Genomic DNA, 21,456 nt, shown 5'->3' with positions numbered 1-21,456 from the left:
CATGAGTGGAACAACTTCGTCCCACCGGCGCGCGTCCGCGCGCGTCCGCCTCAAGGTCGCGATAGGTGCCACGCTCGCCGGCGTCGTGGCCGTCGTCGCTCCCCTGGTGGCCAACGCCAGCACCACCACACCGTCCGGCAACCCGACCAAGTCTGTTGCCTGGCCGGGCAGCGCCAAGGTGTCCACGGCCGACGCCTCCAACGTGTTCGGCGAAGACCTCAGCGGCCTGTATCAGGAAGGCGGTGTGATGTGGGGCGCGCAGAACAGCGGAAAACTGTGGCGCCTGGTCCGCGACGGCTCCGGTGGCTGGAAGCCCGACACCAAGGGCGGCTGGACCTCGGGCAAAGAGGTCCACTACCCGGACGGCTCCGGCACCCCCGATGACGAGGGCGTCACCGTCACCGGCGCCGGCTCCAAAGCCGGCGTCTACCTGGCCAGTGAACGCAACGGCGACGACTCCGACACCAGCCGACTTTCCGTGCTCCGCTACGACGTCTCCAAAACCGCCAAATCGCTGACCGCCACCACGGAGTGGAACCTCACCTCCGACCTGCCCTCGGTCGAACCCAACCTCGGCTTCGAAGGCATCACCTGGGTGCCCGACAGCTCCCTGACCGCGGCCGGCTTCAAGGACTCCTCCACCGGCGCCGCCTACAACCCCGGCGCCTACGGCTCCCACACCGGCGGGGTGTTCTTCCTCGGCGTCGAAGGCACCGCCATGGTCTACGGCTACGTCCTCCAGGACTCCGGGGCCTTCACCCGCATCGCCTCCATCCGCAGCGGCATGGACGGCGTGATGGAACTGCAGTGGGAACCGCAGGCCTCACGTCTGTGGGTCGTGTGCGACGACAACTGCAACGGCCAGCACCGCACCATGCAGGTCAACACGTCCGGGAACTTCGCCGTCACCGCCGTCTTCAAACGGCCCAAGGGCATGCCCAACTTCAACAACGAGGGCTTCACCCTGGCCGGAGCCGACGAATGCGTCAACGGCTCCAAGCCCGTCTACTGGGCCGACGACTCCAACGATGACGACCACGCCATCCGCAAGGGCACCGTCACCTGCTCCTGACACCTCGTCCCGCCGGAGCGGCACCGGGGAGCGCCGCTCCGCCGGACGCCGTGGCAGGCGCAGGCCCTGGCGCCGGCGGTCGCGTCCGGCCGGGTGCGGGGCGGCTGACAGGGCGCGAACGCGCATCCTCCTCAGCACGGGGTGAACTGCGAGCCGTCCGCGGCCCGGCCGAGCCGGCACGAAGGCCGGCGGGCGGCGCCTGCGGCCGACGGCGAGGTGGACCATCCTCGTTGTCGGTCGTCACCCGTCGCCTCCCAGGAAGATCGGGCGGTCACGCTGCCCGAGTGTAGTCGGGTCTCGTTCCTCCCGGCCGCGCGCTCACCGCGCTCCTGGCCGCACTGAACACGGTCACCGGCGAGGTGACTCGCCCAGGACGCGGCCGGATCCGCCGCCTGCACCGTGCAGCGACTCAAGGACGCTGAACTCCGGCCCCTTTCCCGGGGGGAGGCTGAGGGTGGCGATGGCTCCGTTGGGGGTGGTGTTGGTCAGGGTGAGGCGGGCGCCGATGACCCGGGCCTGGCCGAGGGCGATGGTGAGGCCGAGGCCGTGGCCGCGGCCACGTTCGGCCGCGCCGGTGCGGAAGCGCTGGGGGCCGTAGGCGAGGAGGTCCGCAGGGAAGCCGGAGCCGTGGTCGCGTACGACGATGCTCGTGGCGTCAACGGTGACCTCCACCGGCGGCCTGCCGTGGCGGTGGGCGTTGAGGACCAGATTGGTGACGATGCGGGCGAGTCGGCGGGGGTCGGTCCGGGCGACCGGTTGTCCGGTCACGAGGATGCGTGTCTCGAGATCGGTGCGTCGTATCGATTCCGTCACCAGTTCACCGAGAGGCACCCGTTGGGCTTCGGCCTGCTCGGCCCCCACGTCGAGGCGGGAGATCTCCAGGAGATCGTCGACCAGGGTGCGCAGCGCCTGTACGCGGTCGCGTACGAGGTGGGTGGCTTCGCCCTCGGTCAGGAGGGAGGCGGAGGTGACGAGGGCGGTGAGGGGGGTGCGCAGTTCGTGGGCGACATCCGCGGTGAAGCGCTGTTCGGCCCGCAGGCGTTCCCTGAGGGCGTCGGCCATGTGGTCGACGGCCGAGGAGATCTCACCGATCTCGTCGTGGTGCCGGCTCCCGGTGCGCGCGTCGAGTTCGCCGTGCCGGATACGGCGGGCGGTGGCCGCGACACGGCGCAGACGGCGCAGCACCGGTTCGGCGGCCAGGAGGGTGAGGGGAACGACGACGGCGAGCGTGGCGATGGCCGCGTACTTCATGTGACGGTCCAGTGCCTGCCGGCTGAACAGGTCGGTGGTCATGTCTGTTTGGACGGCCATGACGGTGCCGCCGATGCGGCCGGCCGCCCACATGGAGGCTCCCTGCGCCGGCTTCCTGGTGTCGTACCAGGTCACAGGGCCGGACTGGGAGCCGAGCAGGTCGCGCAGCTGATCCGGTATGTGGTCGCCGGTCACGTAGCCGGACTCCGGCGGGTTGCGGCCCGCGGACTGGTGACTGCGCAACTCCTTCTCGGCTGCCTGCAGTTCGCGTAGGGCGCCGGCGCGGCCGATGTTCATGGAACGGCCCTCGGTGCTGCGGTGCACCAGGACTCCGATGCCGAACGCCATCGCACAGGCCGCGGCGGCGACCGCGGCGGTGATCTTCCAGCGCAGGGATCGCGGATCGACCAGGCGCCGCAGCGCGCTGCCGGGTGGAGCGCGGTGGACCGCGGTGCGGGCGGACGGGGCTGTGCCGGTTCCGGGGGCGGTGGGGTGCCTCATCTCAGCGCCGGAACTTGTAGCCGAAACCACGGACGGTCTCGATGTGATCGGTACCGATCTTCCTGCGCAGGCGCTGCACCGCCAGGTCGACGACTCGGCTGTCGCTGTCCCAGCCGTAGTCCCACACCCTGCGCAGCAGCGTCTGCCGCTCCAGGACGATGCCGGGTGCGGACACGAACTCCAGGAGCAGGCGCAGTTCCGTGGGAGTGAGTGCGAGGATCCGTCCGCCCGCCCGCACTTCCAGACACCGGGTGTCGACGCTGAGGTTGCGGAAGGTGAGCACGCTGCCGTTGTCGTCCAGTGGCTGATCGGCCGTGGCGGAGGGTGTGGTGAAGGTGGCCCGGCGCATCAGGGTGCGGATGCGCGCCAGCAGGACGGAAGTGTCGACGGGTTTGACCACGTAGTCGTCGGCGCCCGCCTCCAGACCGCCCACCACGTCCAGCGAGTCGCCGCGCGCGGACATCATCAGGATGGGCGCCTGGCTCATTTCACGGACCCGGTGGCACAGTCCGATGCCGTCCAGGTGCGGCAGCATGACGTCGAGCAGCAGCAGGTCGGGGTGCCCGTCGCGGAACATCTCCAGGCCGGTCAGCCCGTCGGGCGCCGCCGAAGTCCGGTACCCGTAGCGTTCCAGGGCCATTGCGAGGGACCTGCGGATCGCTTCGTCGTCCTCCACCAGCAGAACGTGCACGGGAGCGGGGGCGGCGCCGTCGGCCCGTCCCACCGGCTTGCTGTCGTGTTGTGGCATGGCGTCACCTGAAGCCTGTCGTCCGGTTCTGCACGACGGTATCCGCTGCCGCCCCGGGCTTGTTCCGCTTCGGCGCACACCGGCGGTCCTGCGGTGGTCCGGTCGCCGGGGCGCGTTCGAGGACGGCGTGCCGGTCCGCGGGGCGAGGGTGAGGGCCGACCGTCGCGGTGAAGCGGGTGCACCGGTCGCGAGCTGGACATCGTGCGCGGGTTCCGGTGGCGCGGCGGATACATGTGCGGGCCGCTGGTTGTGATCGCACCACTTGGTCAGGTACCGGCTCGTGAGCCGCTGGGCAGGTCGCCTGGCATGCGTGCCCGCGCAGGGCGCCGGACGTCCGCCTTGCCGATCACGTCGAGCCCTCACAGGCGCAAGGAGGCCGCGACGGGCAGGTGATCGCTGCCGGTGCGCGGCAGGGTCCAGGACGAGAGGGCAGCGATGCCCTTGGTCAGGATCTGGTCGATCCGGGCCACCGGAAACGCGGCGGGCCAGCTGAACCCGAAGCCGTCGCCCGCCGCCTCCTGCGCGGATCGCAGCTGCGCGGTCAGGGGCCGCAGCGCCCTGTCGTCGGTGGCGCCGTTGAAGTCGCCCACCACCAGGACGCGGGGCAGCGGCTCGGCCCGTACGGCGTCGGCGAGCCTGCCGACCGACTTGTCGCGCTCACTCGTGGTGAATCCCGTGCCCAGGTGCGCCCGTACCGACGCGAGATGGGCGGCGTACACGGCGATCGGTCCCTTCGGCGCGGCGACGGTGGCCCGCAGGGCGCGGTTCCACCGCATGACCGCGACCGGTGCCGCGTCATGAAGCGGGTACCTGCTCCACAGCCCGACGGTGTCCTGCACCGTGTGGTACGGATGGCTCCCAGCCAGGACACGCTCGTACACCGGTGCCGCCTTCGCGGTCAGCTCCTCCAGGGCGATCAGGCCGGCGCCCGAGGCTGCGAGTTCGCGGGCGCTCCCTTCCGGGTCGGGGTTCTCGGCGCTGACATTGTGAGTCAGCACGGTCACGTCCCCGCCGTCAGAGCGTTTGTCGACGACCGTGCCACCGAACATCGAGCACCACACGATGGCCGGAAGCAGGACGGCGACGGCAGCGGTCGCAGACCGCCGCACCAGCGCCAGTGCCAGCAGGACGGGCACGCTTGCCCCCAGCCACGGCAGGAAGGTCTCCAGCAGGCTGCCGAGGTGCCCGAACGTGTTCGGTACCCACGCGTGAGCGAGCATGAGCCATGCTGTCAGTACGGCGGCCACGGCGATCAGTCGTCCACGCCGCCACCGGCCCGTGCCGCCGGTCGGGGGCCTGGTGCCCGACCGGATCCCGTTGCGGTGCGTGCCTTCCCGTACAGCCGGCGCGGACCGGCTCGCGGCATCGTCCCCCGCATGGCCGAGCAGCACGGTCATACCCGTCCCCCAATGGAGTCGAGGACCGCGGGAAGGTTCTTCTGCAGGACACCGATCAGGTCACCGCTCCTTTCCAGGGCGGCCGTCAGGCCCTGCGCGGGTGTGGTGTGGGCACGCTGGCCCAGTACGACTCCGAGCAGGAGGTACCGCTTCGTACCGGCCCACGCTTCGGCGGCCCACATCAGGTTGCCGCCCGCGGGGGTGCTCGACCCGGTCTTGAGCCCGATGACCCCGGGCCGGTCCAGCAGCCGGTTGGTGTTGGTGACCGGGCCGGGCACACCGGAGATCGTCGCGGTGCGCATGCGGACCACCGCGCGCAGCGTGGGCAGCTCCACGGCCTTGCGGGCCAGTTTGAGCTGGTCGTCCGCCGTGCTCCTGGTGGAGGACTCGATGCCGCTGGCCCCGGCGTACGTGGTGTCGGCCATGCCGAGTTCCGCGGCCGCGCGGTTCATCTTCTCGACGAACGCCTGCTCGCTGCCCGCATCCCAACGGGCCAGCAGCCGGGCGACGTTGTTGGCAGACGGAAGCAGCATCAGCTCCAGGAGCTCACGCTGGGACAGCCGCTGCCCAGCCGTGAGCCGGGCGGTCGACTCGCTGCCCGAGGAGGACTCGTTCGCCGCAGTCTCATCGACGGTGATCCAAGGCCCACCCTCCCCGTCCTTGAGCGGGTGGTCCTCCAGGACCACGTACGCGGTCATCACCTTGGTGACGCTGGCGATCGGCACCGGGTGGTGTCCGCCGGTCCTGCCCACACTGCCGACGCCGTCCACCTCGATGCTCGTCTGCCCGTCCTTCGGCCACGGCACGGCGTCCGACGAGCCGTCACCGCCGTCGGCTCCGGCGGACAGCACCAGCCAGCCGCCCACCGCGACCACGGCCAGCATCGCGGCCGAACGGCACAGCACCCTGCCCCGGATCCAGCCGCTTCGCGGCGGCCGGCCCGTCGCGGCAGCGCACGCTTCATCAGCCCTCACTGAACAACCGCCTCTCCCAAGCCCGTGGTGCACGCGGGAACCGCGCACGCCACCAAGCCTCGGAAAGCACTGCATCCGGCCGAGCATGATCCCGTATCCGGCAGCGCGCGGATGTGTGTCGGCCGGGTATCGGCAGCTGTCGGCCATCGAGTCCGTCCCCGAGGACCCCACCGCTGAGCTGACCGTTGCCGCCGCCTTGGACGGGACAGTGCCCCGCCCCGACGCTGTCCTTCGGGCAACCGGTCGTCGCGGCCGCCGTGGTGGGCGGTCCGCACCTGCTCCTGCGTTACGTGGTGCGGGCCCCGGCTTCGTCGAGTGCGGCGAGCGCCTCGGCGGCCTCGGCCTGCCGCGGGCTTCGCAGCGCGGCGAGGGCGTCGCGGGCGGCGAGAAGCGTCTTGCGGGCCTCGGGATGCCCTGTTGCGCCGAGCACCTGCCCCAGGTCGAGCCGGGCCTGCTCCGACCAGACCGGCATCTGCGCGGCGTCGAAGGCGGCGAGGGCCTGCCGCAGCGGCGCTTCGGCCTCGTGCCAGCGTTCCAGGGCCGCCAGGTCGTTGCCGATCTGCTGCCGGGCGACCGCGTGGTACAGCGCGATCACCTCCTCCGTCCGGCCCGGGACGCCCGCGCGGCAGATCCGCTCGCTGCGGCGGTGGATGTCCAGCGCCTCTGCCGCCCGGCCGGTCTGGCGCAGCAGGGTGCCGAGGGCGTTGAGAATCGTCAGCTCGGCCAGCCGGCCCTGCGGGGACTCCTGCGAGCTGAGGCAGCGGGCCCCCTCGCGCAGGCGCTCCTGGGCCTGCTGCGTACGGCCCAGCCGGTGCAGGGCGCCCGCGGCGTAGCCGAGTGCCCAGCCCTGCTGGAGTCCGTCCCCGCACTCGCGGGCCGCCGCCAGCGCGCCCTCGGCGGCCGTCAGGGCGGCGCGCGGGTCGTGCAGACAGAGGTTGTGGGCCCAGGCGAGGTAGTTGAGGTGAACGGCCTCCTCCTGCCTGCTGCCCAGACGGTGCGCGGAGTCGGCGGACCGCCGGAAGACCTCCACCCACTGCTCCCAGTGCTGGTTGAGGTCGGAGAACCAGTGCATCGCCTGCGCCGTGTCCAGGACCTGCCGGTGCCAGCCGGCGTCGTGGGCGCGACGCAGGGCGGCGAGCCACTGGGCCCGCTCGGCCTCCAGCCAGGCCCGTGCCTCTTCCCGGCCGGTGGGCGCTCCGTCCGGGTCCGGGTCGCTGCGCGACGTGGCCCGCTCGTGGTCGACGTCGAAGTGCAGCGCGGCGGCGGTGGCCCGGCGCAGCATCCAGTGCGCGGTCCGGTCGAGGGCGGCGTCGCGGACCTCGGGACCGTCCTCGGCATCGACCTGCTCGGCGGCGTAGAGCCTGAGCAGGTCGTGGAAGCTGTACCGCTCGGCGGCGGGATCGCTCCGGAGCAGTCCGGCGTCGGTCAGTTCCTCCGCGCAGGAGACCGCCTCGCCGTAGGTCAGGCCGGACAGGAGGGCGCCGGTCTCGGGGCTGAAGTCCGCTCCGGCGGCCAGCGCCGCACGGCGCAGCAAGGTCCGCGAGTCGGGCGGCAGTTGCCGGTAGGAGAGCGCGAAGGCGGCCCGCACCTGCAGGCTTCCGGCCTGGAGGCCGTCCAGTCTGCGGGCCTCGGCGGTGAGACGGGTGACGAGCTTGCCGAGGCGTTCGTGCGGCCGGCTCAGGAGCCGTTGGCCGGCGATCCGCACGGCCAGCGGCAGGTGCCCGCACAGGTCGGCGAGGTCGCGTGCGGCCTGCGCCTCCGCCTGCACCCGGTCCGGGCCGATGATGCGGCTCAGGAGTTCCACCGCCTCCTCGCGCCGCAGCAGCGCCAGATCGGTGCGGTGGACGGACTCCAGACCCGCCAGGGCGTGGCGGCTGGTGACGATCGTCAGGGACGGCCCGGTGCTCGGCAGCAGCGGGCCGACCTGGGACTCGCCGGCCGTGTTGTCCAGCAGCAGGAGCATGCGCCGCTCGCCGGCCAGGGACCGCCACAGGCCGGCACGGTCGTCGGTGCCGGACGGGATCGCCGCGTCGGCGACACCCATCGCGCCCAGCAGCCGGGCCAGCGCGTCCCGCGGGGTGGTCGGCTCCGGATCCATGCCGTGCAGGTCCAGGGCGAACTGCCCGTCCGGGAAGTGCGGGGCGAGGTGGTGCGCGGCGTGCACCGCGAACGCGGTCTTGCCGAGGCCGGGCTGCCCGGCGACCACGGTGATCGCCGGCCGGCCCGGATCGGGGTCCTGCGCCAGCTCCAGCAGCCGGGCCAGGGCCGGGCCGCGCGCGGTGAAGTCCTGGACGTCGCGCGGCAGGGCCAGGGGGCCGGAGCCCGCCGGGGTGGTGGCCGCCCCGAGGCGCGGGCGGCCGGCGGCGGCGGACTTCTCCAGTCTCGCCGCCCCGGCGTCGTCCAGTCCCAGCGCTTCGGCCAGCGCCTGCACCGTACGGCGCTGCGGCCCCCGGGTGCGCCCGCGTTCCATGTCGGCCAGCGCCCTGACGCTCACCCCGGACGCATGCGACAGCGCCTCCTGGCTCAAACCGGAGCGGACCCGCAGGTTCCGCAACTGCTGCCCGAAGTCTCCCGCGAAAGGCGTGCCGCCGCGCACCGTCCATGTCCCCGATCATTCGGCTCGTCCGGCTGCGAGCCCCGGCAGAAGTATGGCCGAGGGTACTTCTGCCGGGAGAACCGCCTGGGCAAGGGGTACCGAAAGTGATCGACTGAAGACGGATGCGGGACATCCCTCCAGGCATTCGTACCCGGCCGACACACCCGCGGCGGACGGCCACCGGGGAAGGAGCCGGTGCGGTGCGGGAGCGGGCTCGGCCATTGCAGCGTCCATGCACCACTGCCGGCCGCGCACACCCCTCCGCACGAGTCCGGCCCACACCCCGGCTCCGACTACCGGCCGGGCGAGGGAACCGACCACCGGGAAAAGCAAGCAGACAGAACGACACCGGCCGACGGCACCGAACCGCGGCCCCGCACCACTCACGGGGGAACCCTCCATGCACACTCCGCGTCACCGCTCCATGCTGCTCGCCGTCGCGGGCACGGCTCTCGCCCTGTCGCTCACCGCCTGCCAGAGCGGCTCCGGCAGCAAGTCCTCCTCCGCGCCCGCCTCTTCGGCCACAGAGGTGTCCCCGCAGTCCACCGGCACGTCCGACGTGACGGGATCGACCGGCTCGGCGCGCTCGGGGGGATCGAAGGCATCGGCGGGCTCCACCGAAGCCTCCGCTGGTTCGACCGGCGGGCGGGGGACCGCCTCCACGCCGGTGTGCACCGCGGGGAACGTCCGCGTCACCGCCGCCCGGCAGGACGGTCCGCCCTACACCCACATCGTCCTGACCGCCAAGAACACCGCCCGGCACTCCTGCCGGCTGACGGGCTTCCCGCACATCCAGTTCCTGGAGAGCCACAAGCAGGACGTCGCGGCCGTCGCCAAGAGCAAGCCGGCCTCACCGGTCGTGCTGGCCCCGGGTGCCCCCGCCTATGCCCTGGTGAAGCTGTCGAACGGCGGGGTCGACGAGGACAACGAACCCGTGTCCGCGTTCTCCGTCATGCTGGAGGGCGACTCCACGGTGATCGCCGTCACCGCGCCCGGCAGCGGGGGCGTTGCCGTCGACCCGGCGAAGGCCCTCACCGGTTACTGGACGCCCGAACTCCGCAACGGAGCGGACGACTTCTGAGGCCGCCCCCACGGGACGGCGTTCCCGAACGGCCTTCAGGGAACGCCCTCACACCGGCGCCGGAGCCACGGCTCAGGCCCACGCCGGTGCAACGCGACGGCCTCGCCGCGCGCGCAGGGGCGGATCGGCCGCATGCGGCAGGGGTGTCGCATCAGCGTCAGGGAGAACGCGGACGCGTAGCCGGGCCACGCCGCCGGAGCGAGTCGCTCGGGAGCTCAAGTCCGTTGCTACGTAACGGACTTCGGGCGGTCGCGTAACAGTTCCCCGATGTTGCTCCTACCTCTCTCTTACTCTATTGAGCGGCTGATCGCCCCCCGGCATACTGCGTTTTTCCGGGGGGCGTACGTACATATGTACGAGATGCCTCCTGGTCGGGGGGAACGGGGAATTTGCCCGGTACTCGAACTCCAGGAGGAGTTTTGCCCAGACAAGTGAAAAGAGCGTGCGCGGCCACGGTCGCCACAGCCGCGGCCGTGGCCCTCGCGGCGGGCATGACCAGCCCGGCCTCGGCGGACGCGGCCCCGGCACAATCCAGGCAGCGCGCGACCGGCGCCGCCCAGTTCGCGTCCCACCACAGCATCGCCCTCATCACCGGTGACCGGGTCACCGTGGACGCCAAGGGACGAGTGACCGGCCTGGAGCGGGCCGAGGGACGTCAGCACATACCCGTCCAGGTCCGCAGGGTGGACGGGCACACGCTCGTCGTCCCGGCCGACGCGGCCCGCCTGGTCGCCTCCGGGAAGCTGGACCAGCGGCTGTTCGACATCACGGAACTGAACGAACCCGCCACCCGCAAGTCCTTCAAGAACGGCCTGAAGGTCATCGTCGGCTACCAGGGAGGTGCCCCCGCCGCCAAGGCCGGCGTCCGCGACGCCGGCACGCTGCGCCGGAACCTGAAGACCCTGAACGCGGACGCGGTCCAGGCCCCGGTCAAGGGCACCTCCGGGCTGTGGAGCGCCCTCACCAACGGCGACAAGGCCGCCGCGGGCATCGCGCACGTCTGGCTCGACGGCGTCCGCCGGGCCAGTCTCGACAAGTCCGTGCCGCAGATCGGCGCCCCGGCCGCGTGGAAGGCCGGCTACACCGGCAAGGGCGTGAAGATCGCCGTCCTGGACACCGGTGTCGACGCCACCCACCCGGACCTCAAGACCCAGGTCGTCGCGGCCAGGAACTTCTCCGCCGCCGCCGACGCCAAGGACCATTACGGGCACGGCACCCACGTCGCCTCCATCGCGGCCGGCACCGGCGCCAAGTCCAAGGGCAAGTACACAGGCGTGGCCCCAGGCGCGAAGATCCTCAGCGGCAAGGTCCTCGACGACGACGGCTCCGGCGACGACTCCGGCATCCTGGCCGGCATGGACTGGGCGGCCCAGCAGGGCGCCGACATCGTCAACCTCAGCCTGGGCGGCCGCGACGCACCCGGCGTCGACCCGCTCGAGGCCGAGGTGAACAAGCTCTCCGCCGAGAAGGGCATCCTCTTCGCGATATCCGCCGGCAACAGCGGCCCCGAGTCGATCGGTTCGCCCGGCAGCGCGGACGCCGCCATCACCGTCGGCGCCGTCGACAAGAAGGACCGGCTGGCCGACTTCTCCTCCACCGGCCCGCGCGTCGGCGACGGCGCCATCAAGCCCGACGTCACCGCGCCCGGCGTGGACATCACCGCCGCCGCGGCCAAGGGCAGCGTCATCGACCAGGAGGTCGGCGAGAAGCCGCCCGGCTACCTGACCATCTCCGGTACGTCGATGGCGTCGCCGCACGTCGCCGGTGCCGCGGCCCTCCTCAAGCAGGAGCACCCCAAGTGGGGTTACACGGAACTGAAGGGCGCCCTCACCGGCTCGGCCAAGGGCGGCAAGTACACCGTCTTCCAGCAGGGCACGGGCCGTATCGCCGTCGACAGGGCCATCAAGCAGTCCGTGATCGCCGATCCGGTGTCGGTGAACTACGGCACCCAGGCCTGGCCGCACACCGACGACAAGCCGCTCACCAGAAAGCTCACCTACCGCAACCTCGGGACCAGGCCCGTCACCCTCGCCCTGACCGCCACGGCCACCGACCCCAAGGGCAAGGCGGCCCCGGCCGGCTTCTTCAAGCTGGGCGCGAGCAGGGTCACCGTCCCGGCCGGCAGAACGGCCTCGGTGAACCTCACCGCCGACACCCGGCTGGGCGGCACCCTGGACGGCGCCTACTCGGCGTACGTCACCGCCACCGGCGCCGGGCAGAGCGTCCGCACGGCGGCCGCGGTGACGCGCGAGGCGGAGTCCTACGACGTCACGCTGAAGGTCATCGGCCGCGACGGCAAGCCGACGAAGAACTACGACGCCAGCCTGGACGGCATCGCCGGGCTCGGCAAGAACACCTACCTCTCGCCCTATGACCCCTCCGGCACCGTCACGGTACGGGTCCTCAAGGGCACCTACGTCCTGAACACCACGCTCGTCGTCGATCCGGACGACTCCGCCAAGGGCACCGACTGGCTCGCCCAGCCGAAGCTGGACGTCACCGGGAACACCACGATCACCCTGGACGCGCGCAGGGCCAGGCCGGTGGACATCACCGTCCCGGACAAGGCCGCCAAGTCCCGGTCCGCCGCGGCCTCCTACTCCGTCAGGCACCGTGACTACGAGGTGACCTATGGCTGCTTGCTGGACGGCTACGCCAACTTCCACACCGCTCACCTCGGGCCCCAGATCACCGACGGCTCGCTGTCCCAGCAGTGGGACGGCCACTGGTCCAAGGGCGTCGACGAGGAGTACGACACGACCCTGGCGGCCCGCGTCAAGCAGCTCGCCACCGGCTACACCAGGCACTACGCAAGCGGCGACCTGGCCACGGTGAAGGTCGGCATGGGCGCCGCCGCGAGCGGCAAGAAGGGCTCGGTCCGGGCGGGCGGCTGGCTGCCCGAGGGCCAGAGCACCGCCATCGGCATCGCGCAGTCCCTGCCCGGCACCCGCACCCTGCACCTGTCGGCGAAGGACGGCGTGAAGTGGGGGCTCGACTTCGAGCAGGACGGAGGGGTCGACCAGGACGGCCTCCCGATCGTCGAGGCCTCCTACGAGCTCGGCGCGCCGCAGACCTTCGCGGCCGGCCGCAGCTATGAGAAGACCTTCAACACGGCCGTGTTCGGCCCCCACCTGAACGCCGACTACGGCCTCTTCCGCGACGGCAACAACATCTACGGCCTCCTGGCGCTGTTCGCCGACGCCAACCAGCACAGCGGGTACTCGAAGTTCACCAAGGCCACCACGACGCTCTACCGCAACGGCGCCAAGGTCGGCTCGAACGACGACCCGCTGGGCGGCGAGTGGTTCAGGGTCCCTTCCGGCGACGCCGCATACAGGCTGACCACCTCGGTCAGCCGCAGCCCCAGGGTCGCGGACGTCTCCACCCGCATCGACGCGAGCTGGACCTTCGGCTCCAAGAAGCCGTCCGGCTCGGACCCGGTTCGGTTGCCGGCCTCCACGGTCCGCTTCCAGGCGGCCACCGGCCTGGACAGCCGGGTCCCCGCGGGCAGGCAGGTCACCATCCCGGTCACCGTCGAGGGCGCCGCCAGGGGCGGCAACCTCGGTTCGCTCGCCGTCTGGGTGTCCTACGACCACGGCCGGACCTGGCAGAAGGCCGAGGTCAGGAACGGCCGGATCACGGTGAAGAACCCGGCGAAGGGGCAGGCCATCTCCTTCCACGCCGAGATCGCCGACAAGAAGGGCAACAAGTCGACGATCTCGATCTACAACGCGTACTACGGCAAGTGAGCCGCTGACGGCCACTGGCGGTCATTGACCGCCACTGGGACGGCCGGACGGGAGCGGCGCCCCGTCCGGCCGTCCCGTGGTTCCTCCTGATGCCGTGCGCCAGCCGTCCGCCCCCGCCCGGGCGGCATCCGCGCCGAAGCCGGCCGCCGGCGCTCGCTGTGCAGCACCGCCAGGCGCAGCACGACACAGCCGTCGGGGAAGGCCCGGCCGTGCCGCACGGCGTTGTCGACGAGCTTGTCGGCGACCCGGGCGGCGATATCGGTGCTGCCCGGCCAGCGGGCCTTCGTCAGCCTGGGGCGCACCCACAGCCGGGCGTTGGAGCCGACGGCTCCGACCGCCGGCAGCCGGATTTCCGAGCGGCACCGAGGCTGCGTTTGCCAGTCCTCGAACGACAGGGGCGCGACCGCGTCCTTGTCGGCGTGGCCGGTGCGCCGCGGGGGCGGGTTCACGAGGGGACTCCCAGGTTGATGATTGGGCTCGGTCGGGAAGGGGAAGGGCCGTCGGTGGTCACCCACGGGAAGCGGCCGGCCGGTAACCGGGCGGCTCCGCCCGGCGCCTAACGCACCCCTTGCCCCTCCAGGGCCGTCCTGAGGCTGCGCAAGGCGTAGTACACGCGGGACTTCACGGTGCCCTGCGGGACGCCGAGGGCCGAGGCCGCCTGCTGGGTGCTGTGGCCCGCGAAGAACGTCGCCCGCAGCACCTCGCGGTGCGCGGGGGTCAGCGTTTGCAGGGCGTCCTGCACCACCATGGACGACAGCATCCGGTCGACGTGGTCGACCTCGACGCCCATTTCGCTCACCCAGGTGGCGCCGCTGACCTCCTGCGGCCGCTTCGCCCGCGCACGGTGTGCGTCGATGACGAGGTTGCGGGCGACCCGGAACATCCAGGGACGCACCGCCATCCTCTCGTCGTCGACCAGATTCTGCTTGTTCCAGCACCGCAGCAGCGTCTCCTGGACGACGTCCTCCGTACGGTGCGTGTCCCCGCTCAGCATGCGCAGCACGTACGAATAGAGCGCCGGGCCGTGTACCAGGTAGAGATCGCGCAGTGCCCGTTCCTCCGGAGATGCCGCGCCCGCCGACCCGATCACGGTCATGTTCATGGTGTGCTCCTGCTCCCTGGATGAGCGACCCCGGACCCCGGAAAGGGGGAGAGCCGGGTCTGCTGGGCACGAAGTGTTGCGAGGAGCGTTCCAACGTTCGTTTGACGCCGGTTGTACGAGTCGATGGACGAGCAGGTCAGGGGGTGGTGCGCGCCGGTGTGCGCGGGGTCTGCCCGCGGTGGCTCAGACGCACGCCGCCAGTGTGTCGACCTGCCTGCGGACCTGTCCGACGAGTGCGGTGTGGCCGGGCGGAAGCAGGCCCAGGAGGTGCAACTGATCCCACATGCACAGCAGTTCGCGCCCATGGACGAGGGCGGCCCGGTCGTCGTCGATCCGTTGCCAGGCTGCCGCCGCCCGCGCCACCTCCGCCGCCGCCCGCCCGTCCCGGGCCCCGCACCGGATCCGGGCCACGCCCAGAGCCAGCACGGTGGCCTCCCGGTGGTCGCCGCGCAGATGCGCCAGGTACGCCTCCACCGCCCGGGCCTCCAGGGCGTGCGGATGCTCGGGCCCCAGGGAGCCGGTCAGGTCCACGCGCAGCGCGCTCGCCTCGGCATACGCCTCGTCGAGCCGCCCACCGGTCGCCAGCGCGTTGATCCGGCCGATCCGTTCGGCGTGCTCGGCGGGCAGGCCGGTGGCGACGGCGGACACCGGGGCCGGGCCGGGGTCCGGGGACTTCGGGGGCTCGGACGGATCAGGGTGGTTCGGGCTGGGTGGAACCCGCGCCTCCCCGGGGCCGAGAACACGGCTCGATCCGTCCGGCGACACCTGGATGAGGAGGCCGGCGGTGCCGGAGCCGTCGTTCACCGTCGCCTCCACGGGGGCGGCGCGTTCCCGTGCGAACTGCTGCAACCGGTCCAGTACGGCGTCGTGCACGGACTGGCCCGGCTCGGGAACGAGCGGTCGTCCGCCGATCTCGGCGCGCTCTTCGTCGGTGACGCGCACCTCGAAGCGGCCCATGGCCGTCCTCCTCATGCGGTGGGAGTGGAAGTGACGCGGGGCGATCAGTCGGGGTCGGGGGTGTTGCCGGGGGTGGCGCCGCCGGGCGGGGCGGCGATGCCCGCGTACTTGGCGAACTGGGCGCGGACGGCGAGGACGTAGCCCTGCGCCTCATTGGTGTTCGGCACCCCTTTGGCCGTTCGGACGGCGTCCATCCCGACGTGGTAGCCGGCCAGGGCGAGGTCCAGAACGCTGTTGGTGGTGCCGGTCGGAACGACCTCTCCGTCGTCGATCATCCGCTGGGCCCGGTCCGCCAGATCGCACATGTAGCGGCCCTGCGCCATGATCGAGTCCGCCGCGTCCAGGGCGGAGACCTTGCCGTTGTGGTCGTCGTCCTTGCCGTACCGCGTGAAGATCCCGGGCGGCAACTGCGAGAGTCCCCGCTCGCCGTGCGGGCCGGCCAGGGACGCCTTGAAGGCGGACTCCTTCTCGATCTGGGACGCGATGACGATCGGGCCGATGGCGCCGCACAGCCCACCAGCGTCCTGAATGGGTTTCACCAGGTCGTGGGGGACGGTCGAGGTGTCCAGCTTTCCCGAGCCGTCGCCCTGCAGGGTGGTGATCACCCGATCGGTGAGGGCGGGGACGTCGGAGTCGCCGCCCCCGCCGCCGAAGAACAGGATCAAAGCGACGAGCGGGGCCAGCAGAACCCCGAGCCCGCCGATGACGACCACGATGATCACGGCGCCCGTCAGGACGACCGGCGACAGCAGGCAGCCGCAGCCCGTGCCGGCGGCGACGGCGTTTCGGACGGCTGCCGACGAGCCGTCCCCTGCCTTCTCTCCCGTTGCGGAACCCATGGGCCTCGTGCCTGCTTCCCATCACCTTGAACCGTTGTGGCCGGATGGCCCGTTGTGCTGCCCGACGGGCTCGGCAGATCCAAACGGGCCTCGGAGCACCTGGGTTCAAAACCGTGAAATCCGGCTGACGCAGCGCAGCAGGAGCACGAGCGAAGAGGGGGACGGAGCACACATGGGCACACCTTCGGCAACGCCGGCGGGCCTGTCAGGATGGGTACGGGGACCGAAGTCGCCCCGGCCGGGAGCGCCTTCGGACCCGCAGTCGGCCGCCGGCGGCGGCGCGCCCCGTACGGCCCCGGCCCCCGAACCTGGCTGCGGTGAGCCGGGGCGGGGCGGGGCGGGCCGTGGGAAGTCCCGGGACGAGGTCGGGTGGGTCCAGGCACACGGTGGGGCCGGTGCGACGTCCCTGGCCGAGGTGCTCGGCGGAGTGGACCTGGGGTCCCGCTGGCCCGAGCCGGCGCGGGGCGAGCCGCGGCGGATCGTACTGGTCGGCCGGACCAGCGCGCGCGGACTGCGCTCCGTCTCCCGGGCGTTGGGTGCGCTGAAGGAAGGCCGAGCCCCGCAGGGGCTCGACCTGCTGGGCGTGGTCCTCGTCGCCGACACCCCCGGGCGGCTGCCGCTCGGTCTGCTGAACCGTATCCGTGTACTGCGCTCCGTCACGCACGTGCACCGGGTGCCGTGGATACCGGCCTGGCGGCTGGACCGCCGGCCGAAGTCCCTGCCCCGGCAACTGGCCACGCTCGCGGAGCTGGTGGGCGGTCAGGCGCGGCATGAGGGAGCCGGGTCGTGAGCCGTTTCCTGGCCGCCGCCACCTACAGCCCACCCGCGGGCGCCGGCACGATCCTCGGCATCCTCGCCTGGTGCGCCACGGCCGCCGGCGTCGCCGGCCTGCTGATCGTCGGCCTGAACATGGCGATCCAGCTCAACCGGGGCGACCCCGGCGAGGGCGGCGCGCACCTGCGCGGCGTCTTCTTCGTCACCCTCGGCTGCCTGGTCGCCTCGACGGCGGGTCCGCTCGTCGCGTTCCTCGGTGACCTGTCGCTCCTCGGTCCCTAGCCACAGGCCTCAGCGCATCCTCCGCACCACCAGTCTCCCACTCGCCCGCCGCCCGGCCAGGGCGCCTTCTCCTCGGAGATCCGCATGTTCTCACTGCTGCACGAATCCTCCAATGTCATCGCCCATCTGCCGTCCAACGAGCTGGCGGCTGCTGTTCCCCAGCCGAAGAGCAACGCCCCCGAGTCGCTCACGAAGAAGGTCGACACCGTCCTCGGCATAGCGGCCTGGGCGGGCACCGCCGCCGGCGTCGCGGGAGTGCTGATCACCGGGGCGATGATGGCGATCTCCCTCAAGCGGGGCGAGAGTTCGGAGCACATGGGCCGTCTCGGCATGGTGCTCGGCGGTTGTGTCCTGGTGGCCACCGCGGGCCCGCTGGTCAGCTTCGTCTTCGCGTGAGCCGACGGGCGGTCAAGATGTTCACACGCAAACAGCGGTCGGCCGAGGAGCCGGAGCCGTACTGGAAGCAGCGCAGCTGGCAGCTGTCAGCGGGGTTCCTCGCCGTCGTGCTGGTGCTGGGCGGGATCGTCGCGCTGACGTCCGGTCAGGACACCGGCGCGGACCGCACCAGCACGGCGGCGCCCGGCCCGCTGTCCGGCGGCGCGGCTGCGCGAGACGGCCGCCCCCAGGGCTGCAGTACCGACGACAGCACCGGCGACGCGCTGCCGAAGGCCCCGCCGAAGGACGTCAGCTGGCACACGCTCGGCATCACCCGCGTGCCCGTCTCCGTCTCGGCGGGGCCCACCCGGACGACGGGGACCCTGCGGTGGTGCTTCGCGCGCACGCCCCTCGGCGCCGTGCTCGCCGCCCACGTCATTCCGTCGCAGATGAGCGGCCCGGGTTGGCGGGCCGCCGCTCAGCAGCAGGTCGTGGCAGGGCACGGGCGCGACCTGTTCGTCTTCCAGCGTTCCACCGTCCAGGACATCGACGGCGGTGAGCGGTCCGGCGGTACGTCCGTCGCCTCGTACGCCGGTTTCTCGGTGACCTCGTACAAGAGCACGGCCGTCACGGTGAAGCTGCTCCTCAGGACGGGCCAGGGCTACGCGGCGACCACCATCGTGCTGCGCTGGAGCGGCGGCGACTGGAAGGTCCTGCCCAACAGCGACGGTTCCCTGCACTCGCCGGTGACGGCCGTCCAGGGCAACACCAATGGCTACACCCTGTGGGGGGTCTGACAATGAACTGCTCTACCGGTGATCCGACCCTCGACGTGGTGAAGGGCTTCTTCGACTTTCTCGGCGACCCCATCGGGACCATCATCGAGGTGATCGCGAGGGCCATCCTGGCGGGTGCGGTCGCGGTGTTCGGGGCGCTGATCACCGGCGTGCCGACCCTGACCGGGACGGACACGGCCAAGGACGTCGACGGCCAGACGCAATGGCTGGTGGTCTACCTCGCGGTCGGCTCGCTGATCGTCGCGGCGATCCGTATGGCGCTGGAACGGCGCGGCACCGCGGGTGTGACCGCGCTGAAGGGCGTCCTGCGGGTCATCCTGGTCTCGGGCGCCGCCACCACCGTCTTCGCGGCGGCGGCGACCGTCGCGGACGGTTACGCCTCACACCTCTTCAAGGCGGGCGCGCAGAAGCAGCTGGGCCAGATCGGGCCCTGCTCGGGCGACTCCGGAATCCAGTCCTTCCTCCTGCTGATACTCGCCTTCCTGCTGCTGATCGCCGGGGTCATCCACATGATCCTCATGTACATCCGGCTCGGTGCCATGATCCTGCTCCTCGGCACCCTCCCGCTGGCCGCCGCGGCCTCGATGACCGACTGGGGCGCCGGCTGGTGGCGCAAGCACATCGGCTGGATGATCGCCTGGCTGCTGTACAAACCCGCGGCCGGTCTCGTGCTGTACGCGGGGTCGGCGATGACCACCTCGAACGGCCAGGGCGGCGACGTCAACGAACGCATCGCCGGTATCGGCCTGATGCTGCTGTCCGCGGTCTCCCTGCCCGCGCTGCTGAAACTCGTGGTGCCCGCCACGGCCGCCCTCGGCGGAGGCGCCCCCGTGTCCGACGCGTTGTCGGCGGTGGGCGGCGCGCTGCCCACCGGCGCCCGCTCGGTCGGCGGCAGCGGCAGCAGTGGCGGTGTCGGTGGGCAGGCGGGTACCACCGGTTCGAAGGGGCCCTCCGGAGCCGGCAGTTCGGCAGGCGCGCAGGGCTCCGCCGGTCCGGGCGGACCTGCGGGCGCGACCGTTTCGAAGGGCGCGGGCCGGGGCGGTGCCACGGGTGCGGGTGCGGGTGCGGGTGCGGGTGCGGGCGCCGGGGGCGCGGGCCCCAGCGGTGCGGGTGCCGGCGGTGCGGGTGCCGGGGGTGCGGGTGCCGGGGGTGCGGGTGCCGGCGGTGCGGGCCGGGCGGCAGCCGCGGCCGGGGGACCGGCCGGTGCCGCCGCCGCCGCGGTGACCGCCGCGAAGATCGTCGGCCGGACCGCCTCGGGCGCCCTGGACGGCGCCGATGGGGAACGGGGTCACAACACCTAGCAGGTCAACCCGTCGAAGGGCCGCCGGGCGATCCCGCACCGCACGTCCCGTCGGCCGCTTCCCGAGTACCGCCGAATTCCCCCCTCTCAAGGGAGTTCGGCGGTCTTTCCCCGCCCCTTGCGGCGCCTTGACACGTCACTTCACGAAGGGAAACCGGACCCTCATGTCCACGCAAGCCGTTACCCATCCGACCTACGGGAACTGGCGCCGGCCACGGCGGCCCGGACTCGGCCCTCTGGGCCTCGTCGGCACCCTCGGTGTCTTCGGCGGACTGGTCGTCACCCTGCTCGCCTCACTGATCTCGCTGTACGCCGCGCTGACCGTGCTCGTCCCCGTCGTGGTGCTCCTGGTGCCGCTCGCCGTCCGCACCCAGGACGGGCGCAACGTCTACCAGTTGATCGCCCTGCGCATCGGCTGGTGGCGCCGCCGGGCCAAGGGCTCGCACCTCTACGCCTCCGGGCCCCTGTCCGCCCGGCCGGGAGGCCGGTTCCGTCCGCCGGGCCTGCTCAACAAGGTCACCGCGGCGGAGGGCCGGGACGCCTATGACCGGCCCTTCGGCGTCCTGCATCACCCGGCCCGCAACCTGTACACGATCGTCCTGGGCTGCGACCCGGACGGCGGTGCCCTGGTCGACCCGGGTCAGATCGACGTCTGGGTCGCGCTGTGGGGCGAGTGGCTCGCCCGGCTGGCCCACGAGCCAGGGCTGCGCGGCGCCACCCTGATCGTGGAGACCGCCCCCGACCCGGGCACCAGGCTCGCCCACGAGGTGCTGCCCCGCATCCATCCCGACGCGCCGGCCGCCGCCCGCGCCGTGATGGAGGAGGTCGTCGAACGCTATCCGACCGCCTCGTCCGAGATGCACACCTACGTCACCCTCACCTACGGCGTCCCCCCTGGCCAGAAGCGCAAGCCGGAGGACGTGATCTCCGACCTCGCCATCCGTATCCCCGGCCTGCTCAGCGGACTTGTCGCGGCCGGAGGTGGCACGGCGTACCCCCTGTCGGCCGAGCGGATCGCCGAGGTCGTCCGCGTCGCCTACGACCCCGCCGTCGCCGCCGACGTCCTCGACGCCCGCGCCCGGTACGGCAGGACCGGCCTGGAGTGGGACGACGCAGGACCGGCCGCCGCCGTCGAGACGGTGAACAGCTACCAGCACGACTCGGGGGTGTCCCGGACCTGGCTGCTCACGCTGGCGCCGCGCGGCACCGTCCGGTCCTCGGTTCTCAGGGGCATGCTGGAGGCCGCTCCCGGCACCCGCCGCAAGCGGGTGGCGCTGGTCTACCGGCCCATCGACCCGGGCACCTCGGCGCGGATCGTCGAGGCGGACCGGCGCAGCGCCCAGTTCATGGCGACATCCGGCCGCGGCATGGTGCGGGCCCGCGCGGCCTCCGAGATGCTGGCGGCGGAGCAGACCGCGGCCGAGGAGGCGGCGGGCGCCGGTCTCGTGGAGTTCTCACTGATGCTGACGGTCACCGTCGACAGCGCCGCGGAACTGGCCGGCGCCGACGTCACGATCCGCAATCTGAACGCGGCCTCCCGGGTGCTGATGCGGCCCGCCGACCGGATGCAGGCGGCCGCGTTCGCCTGCACCCTCCCCACCGGGATCCTCCCGTGGGAACAGACCCTGATCCCGCACGAACTGCAGGAGGCACTGTGAGCC

Annotated in this window: 18 protein-coding genes; 9 read left to right on the top strand and 9 right to left on the bottom strand. The window is 72.2% G+C overall.

What is annotated here, in order from left to right; genetic code table 11:
* Position 1: 1 nt before the first annotated feature.
* Positions 2–1,072 carry a hypothetical protein gene (locus ACH4UM_RS39100; protein ID WP_398190615.1) on the top strand — a complete coding sequence of 357 codons (1,071 nt, stop codon included), beginning with the start codon at positions 2–4 and terminating at the stop codon, positions 1,070–1,072.
* Positions 1,073–1,420: 348 nt separating this feature from the next.
* Here the strand turns inward: ACH4UM_RS39100 and ACH4UM_RS39095 are convergent, their stop codons facing one another.
* From ACH4UM_RS39095 to ACH4UM_RS39075, 5 genes are all read right to left on the bottom strand, one after another.
* Positions 1,421–2,824: a sensor histidine kinase gene (locus ACH4UM_RS39095; RefSeq protein WP_398190612.1), complete on the bottom strand. Its 1,404-nt coding sequence runs from the start codon at positions 2,822–2,824 to the stop codon at positions 1,421–1,423.
* Position 2,825: 1 nt separating this feature from the next.
* Entirely contained in the window at positions 2,826–3,572 is a 747-nt protein-coding gene (cseB, locus tag ACH4UM_RS39090; RefSeq protein WP_398190609.1) for a two-component system response regulator CseB, read from the bottom strand.
* 359 nt (positions 3,573–3,931) lie between these two features.
* Positions 3,932–4,969: an endonuclease/exonuclease/phosphatase family protein gene (locus ACH4UM_RS39085; protein ID WP_398190606.1), complete on the bottom strand. Its 1,038-nt coding sequence runs from the start codon at positions 4,967–4,969 to the stop codon at positions 3,932–3,934.
* A complete protein-coding gene (locus ACH4UM_RS39080) occupies positions 4,966–5,874 on the bottom strand; it encodes a D-alanyl-D-alanine carboxypeptidase family protein (RefSeq protein ID WP_398190603.1) in 909 nt (302 codons plus the stop codon). Before ACH4UM_RS39080 ends, ACH4UM_RS39085 begins: the two co-directional genes overlap by 4 nt.
* A gap of 355 nt (positions 5,875–6,229) precedes the next feature.
* Entirely contained in the window at positions 6,230–8,539 is a 2,310-nt protein-coding gene (locus ACH4UM_RS39075) for a helix-turn-helix domain-containing protein (protein WP_398190600.1), read from the bottom strand.
* 400 nt (positions 8,540–8,939) lie between these two features.
* Between ACH4UM_RS39075 and ACH4UM_RS39070 the strand changes: the two genes are divergently transcribed.
* Together ACH4UM_RS39070 and ACH4UM_RS39065 are read left to right on the top strand one after the other, a co-directional pair.
* Positions 8,940–9,620 (top strand): DUF4232 domain-containing protein, encoded by a 681-nt coding sequence (locus ACH4UM_RS39070; protein WP_398190597.1) that lies wholly within the window; start codon positions 8,940–8,942, stop codon positions 9,618–9,620.
* 431 nt (positions 9,621–10,051) lie between these two features.
* Positions 10,052–13,369: a S8 family peptidase gene (locus ACH4UM_RS39065; RefSeq protein ID WP_398190594.1), complete on the top strand. Its 3,318-nt coding sequence runs from the start codon at positions 10,052–10,054 to the stop codon at positions 13,367–13,369.
* On the opposite strand, the gene ACH4UM_RS39060 is transcribed toward ACH4UM_RS39065, so the two are convergent.
* The 4 genes from ACH4UM_RS39060 to ACH4UM_RS39045 form a co-directional block, all read right to left on the bottom strand.
* Positions 13,357–13,818, bottom strand: coding sequence for a hypothetical protein (locus tag ACH4UM_RS39060; RefSeq protein WP_398190592.1), 462 nt, complete (start codon positions 13,816–13,818; stop codon positions 13,357–13,359). The genes ACH4UM_RS39065 and ACH4UM_RS39060 overlap by 13 nt on opposite strands.
* 107 nt (positions 13,819–13,925) lie before the next feature.
* Positions 13,926–14,471 carry a sigma-70 family RNA polymerase sigma factor gene (locus ACH4UM_RS39055; protein WP_398190589.1) on the bottom strand — a complete coding sequence of 182 codons (546 nt, stop codon included), beginning with the start codon at positions 14,469–14,471 and terminating at the stop codon, positions 13,926–13,928.
* A 183-nt stretch (positions 14,472–14,654) separates the two neighbouring features.
* Entirely contained in the window at positions 14,655–15,428 is a 774-nt protein-coding gene (locus ACH4UM_RS39050) for a hypothetical protein (protein ID WP_398190586.1), read from the bottom strand.
* A gap of 44 nt (positions 15,429–15,472) precedes the next feature.
* Positions 15,473–16,267 (bottom strand): lytic transglycosylase domain-containing protein, encoded by a 795-nt coding sequence (locus ACH4UM_RS39045; protein ID WP_398190583.1) that lies wholly within the window; start codon positions 16,265–16,267, stop codon positions 15,473–15,475.
* 427 nt (positions 16,268–16,694) lie between these two features.
* Between ACH4UM_RS39045 and ACH4UM_RS39040 the strand changes: the two genes are divergently transcribed.
* From ACH4UM_RS39040 to ACH4UM_RS39015, 6 genes are all read left to right on the top strand, one after another.
* On the top strand, positions 16,695–17,057 hold the full coding sequence (locus ACH4UM_RS39040) for a hypothetical protein (protein ID WP_398190580.1): 363 nt from the start codon (positions 16,695–16,697) through the stop codon (positions 17,055–17,057).
* Positions 17,054–17,323: a hypothetical protein gene (locus tag ACH4UM_RS39035; RefSeq protein WP_398190577.1), complete on the top strand. Its 270-nt coding sequence runs from the start codon at positions 17,054–17,056 to the stop codon at positions 17,321–17,323. The genes ACH4UM_RS39040 and ACH4UM_RS39035 overlap by 4 nt, the downstream gene beginning before the upstream one ends.
* 84 nt (positions 17,324–17,407) lie before the next feature.
* Positions 17,408–17,719 carry a hypothetical protein gene (locus ACH4UM_RS39030; protein ID WP_398190574.1) on the top strand — a complete coding sequence of 104 codons (312 nt, stop codon included), beginning with the start codon at positions 17,408–17,410 and terminating at the stop codon, positions 17,717–17,719.
* A gap of 17 nt (positions 17,720–17,736) precedes the next feature.
* Positions 17,737–18,495 carry a hypothetical protein gene (locus ACH4UM_RS39025; protein ID WP_398190571.1) on the top strand — a complete coding sequence of 253 codons (759 nt, stop codon included), beginning with the start codon at positions 17,737–17,739 and terminating at the stop codon, positions 18,493–18,495.
* A 2-nt stretch (positions 18,496–18,497) separates the two neighbouring features.
* On the top strand, positions 18,498–19,796 hold the full coding sequence (locus ACH4UM_RS39020) for a hypothetical protein (protein ID WP_398190568.1): 1,299 nt from the start codon (positions 18,498–18,500) through the stop codon (positions 19,794–19,796).
* Between the two features lie 163 nt (positions 19,797–19,959).
* Complete coding sequence (locus ACH4UM_RS39015) at positions 19,960–21,453, top strand: SCO6880 family protein (RefSeq protein ID WP_398190565.1); 1,494 nt, start codon at positions 19,960–19,962, stop codon at positions 21,451–21,453.
* The last annotated feature ends 3 nt before the right edge of the window (positions 21,454–21,456 follow it).

Origin of the sequence: Streptomyces sp. NPDC020801 (assembly GCF_044334385.1) — a bacterium.
Lineage (GTDB): Bacteria > Actinomycetota > Actinomycetes > Streptomycetales > Streptomycetaceae > Streptomyces.
This window is presented reverse-complemented; position numbering and strand designations above follow the sequence as displayed.

Excerpts from the sequence above, each read along its gene's own strand:
- ACH4UM_RS39100 (WP_398190615.1), top strand. The coding sequence starts at position 2 with ATGAGTGGAACAACTTCGTCCCACCGGCGCGCGTCCGCGCGCGTCCGC.
- ACH4UM_RS39095 (WP_398190612.1), bottom strand. The coding sequence starts at position 2,824 with ATGAGGCACCCCACCGCCCCCGGAACCGGCACAGCCCCGTCCGCCCGC.
- cseB (WP_398190609.1), bottom strand. The coding sequence starts at position 3,572 with ATGCCACAACACGACAGCAAGCCGGTGGGACGGGCCGACGGCGCCGCC.
- ACH4UM_RS39085 (WP_398190606.1), bottom strand. The coding sequence starts at position 4,969 with ATGACCGTGCTGCTCGGCCATGCGGGGGACGATGCCGCGAGCCGGTCC.
- ACH4UM_RS39070 (WP_398190597.1), top strand. The coding sequence starts at position 8,940 with ATGCACACTCCGCGTCACCGCTCCATGCTGCTCGCCGTCGCGGGCACG.
- ACH4UM_RS39055 (WP_398190589.1), bottom strand. The coding sequence starts at position 14,471 with ATGAACATGACCGTGATCGGGTCGGCGGGCGCGGCATCTCCGGAGGAA.
- ACH4UM_RS39050 (WP_398190586.1), bottom strand. The coding sequence starts at position 15,428 with ATGGGCCGCTTCGAGGTGCGCGTCACCGACGAAGAGCGCGCCGAGATC.
- ACH4UM_RS39045 (WP_398190583.1), bottom strand. The coding sequence starts at position 16,267 with ATGGGTTCCGCAACGGGAGAGAAGGCAGGGGACGGCTCGTCGGCAGCC.
- ACH4UM_RS39030 (WP_398190574.1), top strand. The coding sequence starts at position 17,408 with ATGTTCTCACTGCTGCACGAATCCTCCAATGTCATCGCCCATCTGCCG.
- ACH4UM_RS39025 (WP_398190571.1), top strand. The coding sequence starts at position 17,737 with ATGTTCACACGCAAACAGCGGTCGGCCGAGGAGCCGGAGCCGTACTGG.
- ACH4UM_RS39020 (WP_398190568.1), top strand. The coding sequence starts at position 18,498 with ATGAACTGCTCTACCGGTGATCCGACCCTCGACGTGGTGAAGGGCTTC.
- ACH4UM_RS39015 (WP_398190565.1), top strand. The coding sequence starts at position 19,960 with ATGTCCACGCAAGCCGTTACCCATCCGACCTACGGGAACTGGCGCCGG.